18 protein-coding genes are annotated in these 17,741 nt (G+C 48.9%); 9 read left to right on the forward strand and 9 right to left on the reverse strand.

The window, feature by feature from the left end; all coding sequences use genetic code 11:
• The first annotated feature begins 44 nt into the window (after nucleotides 1–44).
• The gene (galR, locus tag MPHASIOC01_RS16300; RefSeq protein ID WP_064601123.1) at nucleotides 45–1,061 is read left to right on the forward strand and encodes an HTH-type transcriptional regulator GalR; all 1,017 of its coding nucleotides are present in this window, start codon (nucleotides 45–47) and stop codon (nucleotides 1,059–1,061) included.
• Here galR and MPHASIOC01_RS16305 read toward each other — a convergent pair.
• The 5 genes from MPHASIOC01_RS16305 to MPHASIOC01_RS16325 form a co-directional block, all read right to left on the reverse strand.
• Entirely contained in the window at nucleotides 1,049–1,498 is a 450-nt protein-coding gene (locus tag MPHASIOC01_RS16305; protein ID WP_064601125.1) for a GNAT family N-acetyltransferase, read from the reverse strand. The genes galR and MPHASIOC01_RS16305 overlap by 13 nt on opposite strands.
• Nucleotides 1,495–2,268, reverse strand: coding sequence for an FCD domain-containing protein (locus MPHASIOC01_RS16310; protein ID WP_064601250.1), 774 nt, complete (start codon nucleotides 2,266–2,268; stop codon nucleotides 1,495–1,497). The genes MPHASIOC01_RS16305 and MPHASIOC01_RS16310 overlap by 4 nt, the downstream gene beginning before the upstream one ends.
• Nucleotides 2,269–2,347: 79 nt before the next feature.
• Complete coding sequence (locus MPHASIOC01_RS16315) at nucleotides 2,348–2,665, reverse strand: PTS sugar transporter subunit IIB (protein WP_064601127.1); 318 nt, start codon at nucleotides 2,663–2,665, stop codon at nucleotides 2,348–2,350.
• Nucleotides 2,666–2,674: 9 nt separating this feature from the next.
• Entirely contained in the window at nucleotides 2,675–4,102 is a 1,428-nt protein-coding gene (locus MPHASIOC01_RS16320) for a glycoside hydrolase family 1 protein (RefSeq protein WP_353612925.1), read from the reverse strand.
• Between the two features lie 8 nt (nucleotides 4,103–4,110).
• Entirely contained in the window at nucleotides 4,111–5,442 is a 1,332-nt protein-coding gene (locus MPHASIOC01_RS16325) for a PTS sugar transporter subunit IIC (protein ID WP_064601129.1), read from the reverse strand.
• 179 nt (nucleotides 5,443–5,621) lie between these two features.
• On the opposite strand from MPHASIOC01_RS16325, the gene MPHASIOC01_RS16330 reads away from it, so the two are divergent.
• A complete protein-coding gene (locus MPHASIOC01_RS16330) occupies nucleotides 5,622–5,945 on the forward strand; it encodes a PTS lactose/cellobiose transporter subunit IIA (RefSeq protein ID WP_064601131.1) in 324 nt (107 codons plus the stop codon).
• A gap of 24 nt (nucleotides 5,946–5,969) precedes the next feature.
• Here MPHASIOC01_RS16330 and lysA read toward each other — a convergent pair whose 3' ends face one another.
• Nucleotides 5,970–7,232: a diaminopimelate decarboxylase gene (lysA, locus tag MPHASIOC01_RS16335; protein WP_064601133.1), complete on the reverse strand. Its 1,263-nt coding sequence runs from the start codon at nucleotides 7,230–7,232 to the stop codon at nucleotides 5,970–5,972.
• Nucleotides 7,233–7,354: 122 nt separating this feature from the next.
• Between lysA and MPHASIOC01_RS16340 the strand changes: the two genes are divergently transcribed.
• Nucleotides 7,355–8,293 (forward strand): LysR family transcriptional regulator, encoded by a 939-nt coding sequence (locus MPHASIOC01_RS16340; RefSeq protein WP_064601135.1) that lies wholly within the window; start codon nucleotides 7,355–7,357, stop codon nucleotides 8,291–8,293.
• On the opposite strand, the gene MPHASIOC01_RS16345 is transcribed toward MPHASIOC01_RS16340, so the two are convergent.
• Nucleotides 8,268–8,972 (reverse strand): amino acid racemase, encoded by a 705-nt coding sequence (locus MPHASIOC01_RS16345; protein ID WP_064601137.1) that lies wholly within the window; start codon nucleotides 8,970–8,972, stop codon nucleotides 8,268–8,270. The genes MPHASIOC01_RS16340 and MPHASIOC01_RS16345 overlap by 26 nt on opposite strands.
• A gap of 151 nt (nucleotides 8,973–9,123) precedes the next feature.
• Between MPHASIOC01_RS16345 and MPHASIOC01_RS16350 the strand changes: the two genes are divergently transcribed.
• The gene (locus MPHASIOC01_RS16350) at nucleotides 9,124–9,447 is read left to right on the forward strand and encodes a cupin domain-containing protein (protein WP_064601138.1); all 324 of its coding nucleotides are present in this window, start codon (nucleotides 9,124–9,126) and stop codon (nucleotides 9,445–9,447) included.
• Between the two features lie 53 nt (nucleotides 9,448–9,500).
• On the opposite strand, the gene wzz(fepE) is transcribed toward MPHASIOC01_RS16350, so the two are convergent.
• Nucleotides 9,501–10,655, reverse strand: a complete 1,155-nt coding sequence (gene wzz(fepE), locus MPHASIOC01_RS16355) for an LPS O-antigen length regulator Wzz(fepE) (RefSeq protein ID WP_353612926.1) — start codon at nucleotides 10,653–10,655, stop codon at nucleotides 9,501–9,503.
• Nucleotides 10,656–11,171: 516 nt separating this feature from the next.
• Here wzz(fepE) and MPHASIOC01_RS16360 point away from each other — a divergent pair.
• The 5 genes from MPHASIOC01_RS16360 (at nucleotide 11,172) to MPHASIOC01_RS16380 (ending at nucleotide 16,673) form a co-directional block, all read left to right on the forward strand.
• Nucleotides 11,172–12,062, forward strand: coding sequence for a carbohydrate ABC transporter permease (locus tag MPHASIOC01_RS16360; RefSeq protein WP_064601142.1), 891 nt, complete (start codon nucleotides 11,172–11,174; stop codon nucleotides 12,060–12,062).
• Nucleotides 12,055–12,966 (forward strand): carbohydrate ABC transporter permease, encoded by a 912-nt coding sequence (locus MPHASIOC01_RS16365; RefSeq protein WP_064601144.1) that lies wholly within the window; start codon nucleotides 12,055–12,057, stop codon nucleotides 12,964–12,966. Before MPHASIOC01_RS16360 ends, MPHASIOC01_RS16365 begins: the two co-directional genes overlap by 8 nt.
• 12 nt (nucleotides 12,967–12,978) lie before the next feature.
• Nucleotides 12,979–14,106 (forward strand): ABC transporter ATP-binding protein, encoded by a 1,128-nt coding sequence (locus MPHASIOC01_RS16370; RefSeq protein WP_353612927.1) that lies wholly within the window; start codon nucleotides 12,979–12,981, stop codon nucleotides 14,104–14,106.
• A gap of 14 nt (nucleotides 14,107–14,120) precedes the next feature.
• Nucleotides 14,121–15,407, forward strand: a complete 1,287-nt coding sequence (locus MPHASIOC01_RS16375; protein ID WP_064601148.1) for an ABC transporter substrate-binding protein — start codon at nucleotides 14,121–14,123, stop codon at nucleotides 15,405–15,407.
• Nucleotides 15,408–15,542: 135 nt separating this feature from the next.
• Nucleotides 15,543–16,673 (forward strand): oligogalacturonate lyase family protein, encoded by a 1,131-nt coding sequence (locus MPHASIOC01_RS16380; RefSeq protein ID WP_064601150.1) that lies wholly within the window; start codon nucleotides 15,543–15,545, stop codon nucleotides 16,671–16,673.
• Nucleotides 16,674–16,920: 247 nt separating this feature from the next.
• Here MPHASIOC01_RS16380 and kduD read toward each other — a convergent pair whose 3' ends face one another.
• Nucleotides 16,921–17,682, reverse strand: a complete 762-nt coding sequence (gene kduD / locus MPHASIOC01_RS16385) for a 2-dehydro-3-deoxy-D-gluconate 5-dehydrogenase KduD (protein WP_064601152.1) — start codon at nucleotides 17,680–17,682, stop codon at nucleotides 16,921–16,923.
• Between the last annotated feature and the right edge of the window lie 59 nt (nucleotides 17,683–17,741).

Here is a 17,741-nt window from a genome sequence, read left to right on the forward strand (position 1 = left end):
CACTAAAGGAAGTGTAATCGTTTCCCCTAAATTTAAGGTCCGCTATGGCGACAATAAAGGATGTGGCCCGGCTGGCAGGTGTTTCTGTCGCCACTGTTTCACGAGTCATCAATGACTCCCCAAAGGCCAGCGAGGCATCACGCCTGGCGGTGACAAACGCGATGCAGGAACTGAACTACCACCCCAATGCGAATGCACGGGCGCTGGCACAACAAAATACGGAAACGATTGGTCTGGTCGTTGGTGATGTTTCTGATCCTTTTTTTGGTGCAATGGTAAAAGCCGTGGAACAAGTGGCTTACCACACTGGCAATTTTTTGCTGATAGGCAATGGCTACCATATTGAGAAAAAAGAGCACCAGGCTATTGAGCAACTGATACGCCACCGCTGTGCCGCACTGGTGGTTCACGCCAAGATGATCCCGGACAGTGAACTGATGCCGTTGATGCGGCAAATCCCCGGGATGGTGTTAATCAACCGTACACTCCCTGGTTATGAAAAACGCTGTGTGGCTCTGGACGACCGCTATGGCGCATTTATTGCCACCCGGCACCTTATTCAGCAAGGGCATACAGAGATTGGTTACTTGTGCTCCAACCACCAGATATCTGATGCCACAGACCGCCTGCAGGGTTATTATGATGCTCTGAAAGCCCATGATATCCCCACTCAGGACAGGCTGGTGGCTTTTGCCGAGCCAGATGAAAGTGGTGGCGAGCAGGCTATGACTGAGTTGCTGGGCAGAGGGCGAAGTTTTACTGCCGTTGCCTGTTATAATGACTCGATGGCTGCAGGTGCCATGGGGGTTTTGAGCGATAATGGCATTGAAGTGCCACGGGAAATATCACTGATTGGCTTCGATGACATTCTCATTTCCAGATACATGCGCCCGCAACTCACCACAGTCCGTTACCCTATCGTCACCATGGCGACACAAGCCGCAGAGTTAGCGCTTGCCCTTGCGGAAAACAGGCCCATTCCGGAAATTACACATATGTTCAGCCCGACGCTGGTACGCCGCCATTCCGTCACGGCGCCAGCGGAGCTTCATAACGACTGATGGTAGAGATGAACGGGTTTGTCTGGTGTATCCAGCCCGTCACCAATGTAGCGCCAGCCAAAGCGCTCGTAGTACTCTTTACAGGCCGAGTACAGATACAGGTCACTAAACCCTTGTTTGCGGGCGTACTGCATCACATGGTGCTGTAACGACTCCCCCAGCCCTTGCCCACGCCATGGGGTATCGACATACAGGGCTGCCAGCCAGGGCCATAAATCCTGGCGGCTTATCAAATCACACCGCCATAACCCCACTGTCCCACAAAGTTGCCCCTGGTCGTTGGCAACAAAAGTAATGGGCAAAGCGCCAGGCTGCTGGCTGTGCTGTACTATGCTGGCATAGAAACCAGCATAATCGGCCCCACCGAAAGCTTCGGTGAGCCAGCGGGTAACCTGTGGTGCAAAATGCGCAGCCTGGTACAGAGGCTGGATTATCATTGCAACTTCCCCTGAAAAATGGGAACAGATTCAAACAGGTAGCCATCGAAATCCGGTGCGTCGGCATCAGAAAACTCCAGCATACTGTGTTTAAGATTTTCTAAATGTTGCCACATTGCCTGCCATGCGCCCATTACATCCCGGCGCCGTAGAGCGGCCAGAATGGTCTGGTGATCCCCCATCCATTTAAGCCGGTAAGCACGCGTTTCAATATGCCCACGCATGTGCTGCCATAACGGGCTGGCATCCATATGGCGCCAGATACTTTCCACTGTCTCCAGTAACATCTGGTTCTGTGAAGAACCCGCCAGCAGCAGATGAAAAACCTTATTGTTATCCTGGCTGGTATCATTCAGCGCAATAGCACGCTGCTCTTGCTCCAGGATACGTTTGAGATTATCGATATCTGCTTTAGTGGCCATTTTCGCCGCAAAAGCGGCAATATTGCTCTCGAGTAACTGCCTGGCCTGTAGCATTTCAAACGGGCCAATTTCACTATTAAAAAAGCGCTCTTCTTCCTCTTCGTTTTCCGCCGGAATACGCATCACATACACACCGGATCCCTGGCGAATATCTACCACACCCTGCAGTTCAAGCATGAGTAACGCTTCCCTGACGATAGTGCGACTGACCCCATATTTTTCAGCAATCATACGCTCGGTGGGTAAACGCGACCCCACAGGGTGCAATCCCTGAATAATATGGTTTCTGAGATCATCGCCTATCTCCTGATACTGTTTTTTTTCTGGCGGAACGGCCATCTTTTCCACGATGTCACCTGTGAGCATTACTATCAGCATAAAACCGCCGGGGAAAACGCTACTCATCTGTTCCCGGCGGAAATTTATGCTAGCTTACCAAACTCATTGCCTGATCGAGAACTTTCGCGCCGTTAAGCGTGCCATAGGCCACAGGATCGATAACAGCTATCGGGATCTGGTGTGCATCCGTCAACTTTTTGTTTTCAGCCAATTTAAACCGTACTTGCGGCCCCAGCAGCACCACCTGAATATCAGCACCAAAGTTCTCAAGTTCATCACGCAGGCCCTGTTCCGCAATCGCATAAATTTCAACGGTCATGCCACGCTCCCCGGCCTCCTTACGCATTTTGGTCACCACCAGTGAAGTGGACATCCCGGCAGAACAACACAGTACAATACGTTTCATGGTTATCCCCTATTTCCATTCGTCATCAACTGAGAGAGCCAATACCCGTGAATCGCGAATCTGGCGAAACCAGTACGCTGATTTTTTCAGGCGGCGATCACGGTTATTTTCAAGGTCGATTTCGACCAGCCCATACCGGTTCTTAAATGCGTTCATTGGCGAAACATTGTCAGTAAATGCCCACACCATATAGCCAAGGCAATTTGCGCCAGCTTCACGGGCACGCAATGCCTGAAAGAGATGTTCGCTATAGAATTCAATGCGGTAGTCATCTTCAATTACACCATCGCTGTTACGAAAACGCCCTTCATTTTCAATGCCCATACCATTTTCTGCGATGAACCACGGTATATTGCGGTAGTCTGTTTTCAGGCGCATAGCCATGTCATAAATGATTTGTGGGTAGATTTCCCAACCCCGTGATGTGTTCATTCTCCGTCCGGGCAGTGTAAAAGGCTCGTAATAGCAGGCAGGGTGAAATGGCGTTTCCGGGTTCCAGGCATGAGAAGGCGCCTGAACCCGGTGGGGGTAATACAGATTGATACCCAGTTCATCAACGCAGTTATCCCGCATCACAGCAAGATCGTTTTCGCTGTAATGCCAGGCAACTTCATGGCGGGCGAGTGTATCCAGCAGTAATTCGGGATAGCAGCCATGTACCATTGGGTCAAGAAACACCCGGTTATAGAACAAGTCATACATTTGTGCAGCTTTTTGATCATGAGCCGCACTGGAACGCGGATAGGTAACTTCCGGATTCAGGATGCAGCCAATCGTACCCGGATACCCTTTTTCCCTGAATAACTGGATAGCTTTCGCGGTTGCAAGGTTCTTGTGGTGATTCCATTGCATCCAGGTACCCGTATTTTGCTCATGGGGCCAGCGCAGGGCATCCAGGTAGACCCGGGTTTGCACCACAACCGGTTCATTAAACGTATACCAACGGCGTACTTTTGCATGGAAACGTTCAAATACTTTCCCGACATAATGCACAAACAGCTCAACAACCTCACGGGATGCCCACCCTCCGTCATTGTCAAATAACTCAGCGGGTAGCTCATAATGTTCCAGGCAGATCATGGGCTCAATGCCTGCACGAATCAGTTCATCGAGCACATTATCAATGTATGTCGCATAGTCTTCATCGACCACCGCATTACGGTAATCGGTGAAAAAACGTGACCAGTTAATTGAAGTGCGAAAATGCGTCAGCCCGGCCTGTTTCATCAGGGCGACATCTTCTTTGTACCGTTGATAGAAGTTCGTGGCGACAGCAGGACCATAGCCGTTATGCCATACATGGCGTTCGCGTTTGTACCATGCGTCCATCCATGAATCCTGCCCAGGCTGCTTCCCCTGCCAACCTTCTGTCTGCCAGGCTGAAGCGGCAGCGCCTAAAATAAAATCGTCCGGAATAGTTTTCGTTATTGATGCCATGATTTCCCTCATGCATTAGTGGGTGTGACACTTTGCTGCCGCTGTGCCTGCTCTGCACGGTACGAAGCAATTTTTACAAAGGGTAAATAAATCAGTACCGAAACCAGGATACACACCAGTTGAGTCACTACTGCGCCCATAGAACCTGCTGTTGAAAGCCAGGCATTGATTAATGGCGGCGTTGTCCAGGGCACCATAACGACAGCTTTGCCAGCAAACCCGGTAACCGTGGCGAAATAGCCAATCGTTCCTGTAACCAGTGGTGTAATAATGAAAGGTACGGCGAGAATGGGGTTGAGCATAATCGGCATACCAAATATGACAGGTTCATTAATATTGAACACACCAGGCCCAATAGAAAGCTTGGCTATTTCCTTCATTTCTTTACGCCGGGTGGCAATCATTACCGCAAGCAACAGGCCAATTGTCAGGCCTGAGCCGCCAATACTCATGTAAACATCCCAAAATGGCATGGTAATAATATTCGGTACTTCTTTACCCTGTTCAAATGCTGACATATTGACGGTAATCGCCCCAAGCAAAAGAGGTTCGCGAATGGGCTTGATCATCTGATTACCATGAATGCCTATCACCCAAAATAACTGGGCAACAAACATCAAAAACAATATTCCCGGCAAACTTTGTACCACCCGTTCCAGCGGTTGCTGTACGACCTGGTACACCGCATCATATAAATACATGCCAGTAAGTTGATGAAAGATAAAGCCCAGGGTGGCAACCAGTGATGTGGTAATAATCGCCGGGATAAGCGCAGAAAAAGAGGCAGACACGTTAGGCGGTACTGTGTCAGGCATCTTAATTTTCAGGCGGTCGCGGTTTTCCAGCCAGGTATAGATTTCCACTGAAAAAATGGCGATAAACATGCCGAGAAATAAGCTGCGGGTATCGGAAAATTGCCGGGCCAGCACATCTTTCACCATATGTAACTGGCCATCCACCATCATTTCCACTGTGGTCGGTGTGACACAGATAAAACAGATAACGGCCAGTAACCCTGGGAACAGGGTTTTCATGCCATTAATCCGCCCCAATTCAATACCGATTAAAAACACAGCACCGATATTAAGAAAGTTTAATGTGGCGTAATTCAGTGCACTGGTAATCGGTTTCAGGGTGGAAAGGAAAGAAAACATCTCAAAACTGGCTAATCCATTTTTGGCGTCCAGAACCATATTCGAGATAAGCACAGAGAATGCACCGACTATAATCACTGGCATCAGTGTAATGAATGCAGCTTTGATTGCCATGATATAGCGGTAGCTATTGAATCGGGTGGCAAAACTCCCGAGGGAGTCGATAAGCTTTTCCTGTAAAGCCATGAGTTAATACCTCATATCGCAATTATTGTTATGTCAACGTGGGTACAGCAACCTCTATTTGGCATACCAAAAAGTAGTATCAGATAGGTTAATAAACTGTGACGAGATTCTCACAAGACAAATTTGGTATTCCAGTAAGATAAATATCACGAATTTTGGCATACCAAATAAGGTGAACTATGTTTGATTTCGAAAATTGCGTAATGGGGTTGCTGGTTCATGCAGGAGAAGCGCGTTCATGTGCCATGCAGGCGATGCAACTGGCTCGTGAGCAGCAATGGGATGAGGCACGCAAGGCACTGGCTGATGCGGATACTGCGGCCAGAGAAGCGCACAAAGTACAAACCGCATTAATCAGCGAAGATGAAGGTAGTGGGAAAATTGCCGTGCCGTTGATCCTGGTTCATGCCCAGGATCATCTGATGACAGCTATGCTATGCCGGGATCTGGCAGAAGAAATGATTCTCCTGCGCGAAGATATTTGGCATACGAAGCAAGGCTAACAAGCTTAGCCTGCTCCTGCGGAATTAACATTGCTCAAGTTGCAGCAACTCTTCAATGGTCTGGCGGCGGCGAATCAGGCGCGGGACGCCCTGTTCGAATAATACTTCAGGCAGTAATGGGCGGCTGTTGTAATTAGAAGACATAGAAGCACCATATGCCCCGGTATCATGCAGCACCAGGTAGTCACCAACATGCACTTCAGGTAACTGGCGTGGCTCGACCATGCCACCTTCCAGTTGGGTAAAGACATCGCCAGATTCACACAACGGGCCCGCGACAACGGTCCCCCGGGTGGAAGCCATGTCAACACTGCGCCCCGCTCCTGGCAACACAGAGATATGGTGATAACTGCCGTACATGGCCGGGCGCATCAGGTCATTGAACCCGGCGTCCACCAGCACAAAATGGCGGCTGCCCATATCTTTCACGCCGCGTACCTGGGTAACCAGCACACCCGCTTCAGCCACCAGAAAACGGCCAGGTTCAATTTCCAGTTTTACCGGATGCCCTAAATGCGCAGCAATTTTCTCGCGCGCCGCATTCCACAGACCAAAATAATGTGCAGTGTCAATCGATTCCTCATCATAATGATAGGGAACAGATAAACCACCACCCGCTGAAATGGCTTCAAGATCCTGACCGAACTGCACCACCTGGCTTACCATGGCATCACACACTTGTTCCAGATGGCCGTAATCGACACCGGAACCAATATGCATATGCAGCCCCACCAGTTTCAACTGGTAACGCTGAATCACGCGCAGTGCTTCTGGTAAATCTGCATACCAAATACCGTGCTTGCTGTTTTCTCCACCGGTGTTGGTTTTCTGACTGTGGCCATGACCAAACCCCGGGTTAATACGCAGCCAGACACGGTGGCCGGGCGAACTCTCGCCAACCTGTTCCAGCATATCCACCGAACCGGCATTAACAGGAATGTGCAATTCGCGCACCCGTTCAAGCGTTGCCTCATCAATCACATCTGCCGTAAAGACCACATCATCACCCTGCGCTACCGGGTCAAACCCCGCTACCAGAGCGCGCTCAATTTCCCCCAGAGATACGGCATCCACGCGAACCCCCTGCTCGCGCATCAGGCGAAGAATATGGGTGTTGGAACAGGCCTTTTGGGCAAAGCGAATCACATCAAACTGGGCGAGTTGCGCAATCTGCCGGGTGATAACGTCAGCATCATAAGCCCATACCGGGCACCCGAACTTTTCTGCCAGTGGTAATAAATGAGTGGCATTTAACGCAGTTTCGGTGGTGTTCAGCGGACGCGGCATAACAGATTTTCCTGGCTCGATAAAAGGTGATAACGCCATTACGCCACACTCAGCAAAAAATAAAAAATATCGATTTTTGTTAACTCTATGCAAAAATGATATGGATTTCGGAGGGGAATAATATGCCAGCAATCAATTTACGCCATATAGAGATCTTCCATGCAGTAATGACAACCGGCAACCTGACTGAGGCAGCAAGGCTACTGAGCACCTCTCAGCCGACAATAAGCCGTGAGCTGGCGCGTTTTGAAAAAATCGCTGGCCTGCAATTATTCACCCGGGTTCGTGGGCGGTTGCACCCCACAGCGCAAGGCCTGCGGTTGTTTGAAGAAGTTCAGCGTTCCTGGTATGGGCTTGACCGTATTATTGATGCAGCTGAGAGTTTGCGTGAGTTTCGCCAGGGGGAACTGTCGCTGGTGTGTTTACCTGTTTTTTCCCAGTCGCTGCTACCCACTTTAATTCAACCTTTTCTGGCGCGTTACCCTGAATTAAGCCTGACCATTGTTCCCCAGGAATCGCCCGTGCTGGAAGAGTGGCTGTCTGCCCAGCGCCATGACCTGGGCTTAACAGAAACCACCAGTACACCGGCAGGGACATCGCGCCAGACGCTGGCAACACTCAATGAAGTATGTGTCCTGCCCGCCAGCCACCCACTGGGAAACAAACCTTGCCTGGAGCCAGCTGATTTTAGTGGCGAAAACTTTATTAGTTTGTCTCGCCAGGACAGCTATCGCCAGTTGCTGGATGCATTGTTTCAGGAGCATAACGTTAAACGCCGCATGGTGGTGGAAACCCACAGTGCGGCGTCCATTTGTGCCATGGTGAAAGCGGGGGTGGGAGTTTCGGTCGTGAATCCTTTTACCGCCCTGGATTATGCCGGGCGCGATATCATCGTCCGGCCTTTTAGTGTGGACATTCCTTTCACAGTGAGCCTGATTCGCCCACTACACCGCCCTGCTTCTGCCCTGGTTGACGCCTTTAGCGCTCATATGTCCCAGGCCATAACCTCTGTCACGCAGCCACTTGCATCCTTGCTTAAACAGGGCAATCCGCCAGCATAAACCCCAGGGCATCTTCAACATGAATCGCAGTGGTATCAAAGACAGGCAGGGGAACATCTTCCTGCTTTATCAATAAACCGATTTCCGTACAGCCGAGAATAATCCCTTGCGCTCCGCGGGCAATCAGGCCTTCGATGGCGCCCAGAAAAGCGGTTTTCGCCTCGGGAGTGATTTGGCCCATGCACAGTTCATCAAAGATTATCCGGTTAATGTTCTGGCGTTGTTCCGGGGGTGGGACCAGGCACGCCAGGCCAAAATTTTGTGCCAGGCGGCCTGTCAGGAAATCCTGCTCCATGGTATAGCGCGTACCCAGCAGCCCCAGGCGTTGAATTCCTGCTCTGGCAATGCTGCGCCCTGTCGCATCGGCAATGTGCAAAAATGGCAATGTACAGGCGGATTCAATCTGGTCTGCAACCCGGTGCATGGTATTGGTACACAACACAATACCCTGCGCGCCAGCTGCCTGCAGGCCCTGTGCAGCACTGGCAAGAATTTCCCCGGCTTTTACCCACTGCCCTGATGCCTGGCAAGCCTCAATTTCATAAAAATCAACACTATGTAATACAATTTTTGCGGAGTGCAGCCCACCCAGCCGGGCTTTAACACCTTCATTAAGTAACTGATAATAAGGTAGAGTGGACTCCCAGCTCATACCGCCAATCAGGCCCAGTGTTTTCATCCTTCACCTCCTGTTAATTCTCCACAGACTACCCTGTTCAGCTAAGTAATAAAACGTGATCCCACTTCCAAATCCCTGGGGCATCGTTTCTTTTCTCAGTTGAGTACTATAAAATAATTGAAACAATGTTTCACTATCATGGAATCCACACATGTTTACGTTTATCAAAGAAACCGAACTTGAGGACCTGGGCGCAGGTGTTTCCCGCCGTATTCTGGCGCATGATGGCAATATGATGGCAGTTGAAGTGCATTTTGAAACAGGCGCTGTCGGCCCAATGCATAATCACCCCCACGAACAATTAACTTATGTTCTGGCTGGCGAGTTTGAATTCACCATTGGTGATGAAACCCATGTGGTTACCGCTGGTGATACGCTCTACAAGCAGCCTAATATCATGCATGGCTGTGTCTGCCTGAAAGCCGGAAAGTTACTGGATACCTTTACACCAATCCGGCAAGATTTCCTGAAATAAGCGGTTTGGCAGGCCGGGCGTCAGATTACCGCCAGGCCTGTGCGCAGGCGGCATTAAATTCCGGATTCTTTTACCGGGTCCGGATTCCACCCCATTATACGCGCCCGTTGTTGTTGCACGGCCTGTTTACCCAGCACCCACATACAGAAAGCGCATGCGCCAAACAAAGCCGCAATCACAGCCACAAAGGGCTTTGAAATACCGTCTTGTTTGATGGGTAAAGAAGGGGACATTTGATAGCGGAAAGGAGAGAAATCAATCTCCTTAATTTTTATCGCTTCCAGTTGCGACAGGACATGCTGCTGATTCAGCAGATCAGCATTAAGTTCCGCAACATCATGAATCGACTTCTCTATATCGAGTTTTGCTGCCAGGCCACGGGCCCCAAGGGCGATGCTGAAATCAGGGTCATCATTCACCGCCTGCCCATTGCTATAAACCGGTTCTTTGATACCTGCGGCATTTGCGACGGCCAGAGAATAATTCAGGCGCTGAATCGCTACATTGTGTGCATTTTCCAGCCGCGTGCGTTCCAAATCGAGTTGGTGTTGTTTATAGCGGATTGTAAGTGCCTGTTCGTCCTGAAGGGTTTTCACTTCTTCCGCCACTACCTGGCGCATCACATATTCGATGTACCCGGTCAGCACTTGCTGTGCTTCCTGCGCATCGGGTGCGGTAAACTTCAGTGTCCAGGATTCATATGGGCTGTTTTCAGAGCGTTTCACATCGATATTAGCCGCAGATGTTATCTTGCCCGAAACCAGAACCACTGAGCGGTGTAATTCCTCTGCACTGTATTTCGCCCCATTTAATTGAGACAAAATAAAAGGGGAATGGGACAAATAACTCGCTTTCAGTGTCTGTGAGTCAAACTTCGTCAAAAAGGATTTGAACAACTTTTGCGAGTCTGCATGGCGCTCCACACCCAACACGTTCAGGTGAACCAACTGACTCCTCAACGCTTCAAACTGAGCACTTTCGGCGGGTGTGATAACTGCCTCGCTGGTCCATTTTTGCGGCAACAGAAAAGTCACTGCCACACCAATGAGCCCACACAGGAATGTAAACATAATTAACTGTTTTTTAACCTTCCCAAGCAAGGAAAGTAACGCAATCAGGTCAATTTCATTCTCTGAGCGAGGTAAAGCAAGCGATTCATTCCCATTAAAAAAATCAGTTTTCCCCTGATTTTTCAAAACACTTTGCACTGTCATCATATCCCTCTAAGGTTTTTGCTACTGGTGTACACGCATCCTGCAATATCGCTTTATAATGTTATACAAAACAAAATTTCAATAAAATTATTCCGTATAATTCATTAACAACAATATTTTACATCACTAAACACACTGAAAATAGGAAAAAAACGCTTACACCACTAAAAATAGTTGAGTTTAATGTCTTCCTCCACAGCTCGCCCATGTGGGCAAAAACCTCTGTCACTTCAAATTTTCGAAACATCGTTTCGACTTCGATCACATTTCCATTAAACAGCGAATGACGGAAAATAAAATAGCAATAGAATAAATTAAAACGCTGTTTTACAAACATGAAATAGCGGTTCATTTAAACCTGTACGCACTGTCTTTCCTGTTACAGGACAAAGAATTGAAATTGTTTTGCACAGTGCTGGCCATGCCAGCACTCACCGCTACAGCGCACCTGCGGCGCGCTGTACAGCAGTAAGCAGCCGTTTCTCTAATTGTTTGCCAGGTAGGTATATTATGAATGAAAACAAGCTTCTGGGTCTGGCCTGGATATCGCCCTATATTATAGGGTTGATAGTCTTCACGGCCTTCCCATTTGTTTCATCGTTTTTTTTAAGCTTTACCGATTATGATTTAATGAACCCGCCCACATTTAACGGTATTGAGAATTATCGTTACATGTTCCTTGAAGACGGCCTCTTCTGGAAATCAATGGGTGTCACCTTTGCCTATGTATTTATTACTATTCCGTTAAAATTAGCCTTTGCCCTGGGGATTGCGTTTGTTCTTAATTTTAAATTACGCGGCATTGGCTTTTTCCGCACTGCTTACTATATACCGTCCATTCTTGGCAGTTCTGTTGCCATTGCGGTTTTGTGGCGGGCACTGTTTGCGATTGATGGACTGCTCAACAGCTTTATCGGCTTTTTTGGTATGGATCCCATCAACTGGCTTGGCGAACCTTCACTGGCACTGATGTCGGTTACCTTGTTACGCGTGTGGCAATTTGGTTCAGCGATGGTTATTTTCCTGGCCGCACTACAGAATGTCCCGCAATCTCAGTATGAAGCAGCCATGATTGATGGCGCGTCTAAATGGCAAATGTTTATCAAAGTGACCGTGCCACTGATTACGCCGGTAATTTTCTTTAACTTCATCATGCAGACCACGCAGGCATTCCAGGAATTTACCGGCCCTTATGTCATTACTGGCGGTGGGCCAACATATTACACCTACTTATTCTCACTCTATATCTACGACACCGCGTTTAAATACTTCGATATGGGCTACGGTGCCGCGCTGGCGTGGGTATTGTTCCTGGTCGTCGCGTTATTCGCCTCTATTGCATTCAAGTCTTCAAAATACTGGGTGTTCTACTCTGCCGATAAGGGAGGCAAAAATGGCTGATATCCAGCATAGCCCGATGTCGTCGCAAAAACTCTCTCATGCTGAGCGGGAAGTTCAGCGTACTCTGCGACGGGAAAAAATAAACGCGTGGGTCCGTTATGTGATTCTGATTTTTGTCGGTTTATTAATGCTTTACCCACTGGCATGGATGTTCTCGGCCTCTTTTAAACCGAACCATGAAATCTTTACCACGCTGGGTTTATGGCCTTCAAATCCGACATCAGACGGGTTTATCAATGGCTGGAAAACCGGTACCGAATACACCTTTGGTCATTACATGCTCAATACATTTAAGTATGTCATTCCTAAGGTGTTGCTGACCATTATCTCTTCTACTGTGGTTGCCTACGGCTTTGCCCGTTTCGAGATCCCCTGGAAGAAATTCTGGTTTGCCACATTGATTGCCACCATGTTGCTGCCAAGTACTGTTTTGCTGATCCCACAGTATTTGATGTTCCGTGAAATGGGCATGCTGAATAGCTATTTGCCACTGTATCTGCCACTGGCATTCGCGACCCAGGGGTTCTTTGTCTTCATGCTGATTCAGTTTCTGCGCGGTGTCCCGCGCGATATGGAAGAAGCAGCTCAAATTGATGGTTGTAACTCCTTCCAGGTGTTGTGGTACGTGGTGGTGCCAATTCTTAAACCCGCCATCATCTCCGTCGCGCTGTTCCAGTTTATGTGGTCAATGAACGACTTTATCGGCCCACTGATTTATGTCTACAGCGTGGATAAATACCCCATTGCACTGGCGCTGAAAATGTCTATCGATGTTACTGAAGGCGCGCCGTGGAATGAAATTTTGGCAATGGCGAGTATCTCCATTTTGCCGTCAATTATTGTTTTCTTCCTGGCCCAACGCTACTTCGTTCAGGGCGTTACCAGCAGCGGAATTAAAGGTTAACGAGGGAATATCATGGCTGAAGTTATTTTTAATAAGCTCGAAAAAGTCTACTCCAACGGCTTCAAAGCGGTACATGGTATCGACCTGAAAATCGCAGACGGAGAATTCATGGTCATCGTCGGCCCGTCAGGTTGTGCTAAATCGACAACCTTGCGCATGCTTGCGGGGCTGGAAACCATTAGTGGTGGTGAAATCCGCATTGGTGAAAAAGTGGTGAATAACCTGGCACCTAAATCGCGCGGAATAGCGATGGTATTCCAGAACTACGCGCTCTACCCACATATGACGGTGCGCGAAAACCTGGCGTTTGGCCTGAAGTTAAGCAAGTTACCAAAAGAACAGATTAATGCGCACGTCGACGAAGCGGCCAAAATTCTCGAGCTTGAAGACCTGCTCGACCGGTTGCCGCGCCAGTTATCAGGCGGCCAGGCTCAACGTGTTGCCGTTGGCCGCGCCATTGTTAAAAAACCGGATGTTTTCTTGTTTGACGAACCACTGTCCAACCTTGACGCCAAATTACGCGCCTCCATGCGTATTCGTATTTCTGACTTGCATAAGCAGTTGAAGAAAAGCGGTAAACCTGCAACCACTGTCTATGTCACACACGACCAGACAGAAGCGATGACCATGGGTGACCGTATTTGTGTCATGAAGCTCGGCCATATCATGCAGGTAGATACACCGGATAACCTGTACCACTACCCGAAAAACATGTTTGTCGCGGGCTTTATTGGTGCGCCGGAAATGAATATCAAACCGTCAAAACTGCTGGTGCAAAATGACCGGCTGCATATTCGTGTCGGTGAAGACTTACTGGAACTCAACGACACACAGCAAAAGAAACTTGCCAGCTATAAAAACCAGGATGTGTTCTTCGGTATTCGCCCGGAATTTGTCTCCATTGCCGATGAACCCTTTGACGGTAGCCACACAACCGGCCAAATGGTGCGCGTAGAAAACATGGGGCATGAATTCTTCGTCTACCTGAAAGTAGGTGACTTCGAGCTCACTGCCCGTATTCCTTCAGATGAAGCCAAACCGATTATTGAAAAAGGGCTTCATCGCCAGGTGTATTTCAAATTCGATATGAATAAATGCCATATCTTTGATGCAAAAACAGAACAAAACCTCTCTCTCTGACAGGAGTCATGATAATGAAAAAAATGTTATTGGGTGCCCTGATTACGACAACGCTGGCAATAACCGCCGGCCAGGCTTTTGCTGAGCAGGTGAATCTACGTATGTCCTGGTGGGGCGGTAACAGCCGACATCAGGCAACGCTTAAGGCACTCGACGAGTTTCATAAGCTGCACCCGGATATCAATGTTAAAGCGGAATACACTGGCTGGGACGGACATTTATCCAGGCTGACTACTCAGATTGCCGGGCGCACCGAGCCCGATGTCATGCAAACAAACTGGAACTGGTTGCCTATTTTTTCTAAAGATGGCACTGGTTTTTATGACCTCAACCAACAAAAAGATGTACTGGATTTGTCCCAGTTCTCGGCAAAAGAACTGCAATCCACCACCGTTAACGGCAAGCTCAACGGGATCCCGACATCGGTGACAGCCCGCGTCTTTTATTTTAATGACCAGACCTGGCAAAAAGCGGGTATCACCTTCCCGAAAACCTGGGATGAGCTGATGGCTGCCGGGAAAACATTTGAAACCAGGCTGGGTAAACAATATTACCCGGTAGTACTGGAACACCAGGATGTTCTGGCACTGCTTAACTCTTATATGGTGCAAAAATACAATATTGCCGCCATTGATGAGAAAACCAAAAAATTCGCTTACACCAAAGCACAGTGGGTAGAATTTTTTGAGATGTATAAAAAACTTATCGATAGCCATGTGATGCCAGACACCAAGTACTACGCTTCGTTTGGCAAGAGCAACATGTACGAAATGCGCCCGTGGATCCAGGGTGAATGGGGTGGCACTTATATGTGGAACTCCACAATCAATAAATATTCCGACAATCTCCAGCCACCAGCCAAACTGGTTCTGGGGAGTTACCCCATGCTGGAAGGCGCAACGGATGCAGGCCTGTTCTTTAAACCTGCTCAGATGTTCTCAATTGGCAAATCCAGCCAGCATCCAAAAGAAGCGGCTATGTTGATTAACTTCCTGCTGAACAGCAAAGAAGGTGTGGAAGCACTGGGGCTGGAGCGCGGTGTTCCGTTAAGCCATGCGGCAGTAGAGATCCTCACGGCAGATGGTTCAATCAAAGACAGTGATCCGGCTGTTGCCGGGCTGAAACTGGCTCAATCACTACCAACCAAACTTTCTGTCTCACCTTACTTCGATGACCCGCAGATTGTGGCGCAGTTTGGCACCACTTTGCAGTACATCGATTATGGACAAAAAACAGTAGCCGAAGCAGCGGCGGATTTTGAACGCCAGTCGGACCGCATTTTGCGGCGGGCCATGCGTTAATCACACGTCGGGTTGATGTTTGCCAATGGCTATCCACTCACCACCCTTATTTGCGGGCAGTGGTCCGGATAACTGAACACCGAATTACCCTGCCTCATATGGGGCAGGGTATTTTTTTACCTGTAAGGAGATAACATGGCTAAAGGAAGAAAAGTGCATCTTTCGTTTCGCCGCAGCATTGACCGTGAAACAGGCCACGAGGTTGTACGCTTAACGCCCCCGCATGTTATTTGTCATCGCAATTATTTTTACCAAAAATGTTTTACCCGGGATGGGCAAAAAATTGTCTTTGGCGGCGCATTCGAAGGCCACTGGAACTACTATCTGCTGGATCTCAATCGTGAAATTGCCACCCAACTGACTGAAGGCAATGGCGACAATACTTTTGGTGGTTTTTTATCCCATGATGACCGCCATTTATGGTACGTCAAAAATAAACGCGAACTGCGTAAAGTCTGCCTTGAAACCTGGGAAGAGCAGTGTGTCTACGAAGTGGATGCCAACTGGGTTGGCTACGGTACCTGGGTTGCCAACAGCGATTGCAGCCAGCTTGTCGGTATAGAAATCCGCAAGTCGGACTGGCGGCCACTGACCGACTGGCAAAAATTCCGCGACTTTTGGTACACCCGCCCGGAATGCCGGTTAATTCGGGTCGATTTACATTCTGGTGAACGCCATGTGGTGCTACAGGAAAAAAACTGGCTTGGTCACCCAATCTGGCGGCCAGATGACAACCAGACAATAGCGTTTTGCCATGAAGGACCACGCGACCTGGTCGGCGCCCGTATGTGGCTAACTGACCCACAAGGAAACAGGGTACGCAAAGTGTGCCAGCCGCAACCCGGTGAGAGTATGACTCATGAGTTTTGGGTGCCCGATGGAAGTGCGCTCTATTATGTCACGCACCATGAAGATGATGCCCACCGCTATTTATGCAGCGCAGATCCTGAAACCCTCGAGAACCGCAGGCTGAGAACTATCCCGCCCTGCTCCCATTTAATGAGCAGCCATGACGGGCGCTGGGTTGTGGGAGACGGTTCACCACATAAAACGGGTGCCACTGAGCTCAATGATCCGTTTATCTGGGTGTTCGATCTGCATAAAGGTAGCCAGAAGGCCATTTGTCGCCATGATACATCATGGAAAGTGCTGGAAGGCAACCGCCAGGTCACTCACCCACATCCGTCGTTTTCACCGGATAACCAGTGGGTTTTATTTACTTCAGATGCTGAAGGAATGCCTGCGCTGTGGCTGGCACATGTATAGTACCGTTAACCTTACCATGAGTCTGATGACAAACCTCATATCCGCACAGAACGAGAGGATATCACCCAATAAAAAACCAGGAAAATCAATTTATTGATTTTCGGCTGCTGACTAAAAAGAAGGAAAAACCACGCTTTTTCCTTCTTTTTCATCAATCTGATCACCTCCTTATGGCGGTGGCTCATGGATAATAAAAAGCCTCTGCCCGGTGTCCCGGGCAGAGGCTTTTTAGAGGTAGAAAAGCGAATTAACGTGCCAGCCAGCCACCGTCAACAGCAACGGTATAACCATTGATATAATCTGACGCTTCAGATGCCAGGAATACTACCGGCCCCATCAGATCACCTGGCTGGCCCCAACGCCCGGCAGGGATGCGGTCGAGGATTTCAGCGCTACGCTGTTCATCGCTACGCAGCTGCTGGGTATTGTTGGTTGCCATATAACCCGGCGCGATAGCATTCACGTTGATATTGTGTTTGGCCCATTCGTTCGCCATCAAACGGGTTATGCCCATAACGCCGCTTTTGGATGCAGTGTAAGACGGCACGCGGATCCCGCCCTGGAAAGAGAGCATGGAAGCGATGTTGATAATCTTGCCGCCTTTACCCTGAGCAATAAATTGTTTCGCAACAGCCTGAGACATAAAGAAGACGGTTTTGATGTTCAGATTCATCACGTCATCCCAGTCTTTTTCGCTAAATTCAATAGCGTCCTGGCGGCGAATCAGACCTGCGTTGTTGACCAAAATATCGATATGGCCAAATTCAGCAACAGCACGCTCCAGTAATGCCGGGATCCCTTCAATCTGGCGCAGATCCGCAGTCAAGCTCAGGAAACGACGCCCCAGAGCAGCCACACGCGCGATAGTTTCTGTTGGTTCAACAATATTGATACCAACGATATCGCAGCCAGCTTCAGCCAGACCAATCGCCATGCCCTGACCAAGCCCGGTATCACACCCGGTAACCAGAGCGACTTTACCTTCTAAAGAGAATGAATTCAGAATCATAAGTAAGTTTCCTTTTAGAGCGCATGTTGCGAACGGGCGTTTCACGCGACATCAAATAT

The sequence above is a fragment of the Mangrovibacter phragmitis genome (assembly GCF_040429585.1).
In the GTDB taxonomy this organism is placed as follows: Bacteria; Pseudomonadota; Gammaproteobacteria; order Enterobacterales; family Enterobacteriaceae; genus Mangrovibacter; species Mangrovibacter phragmitis.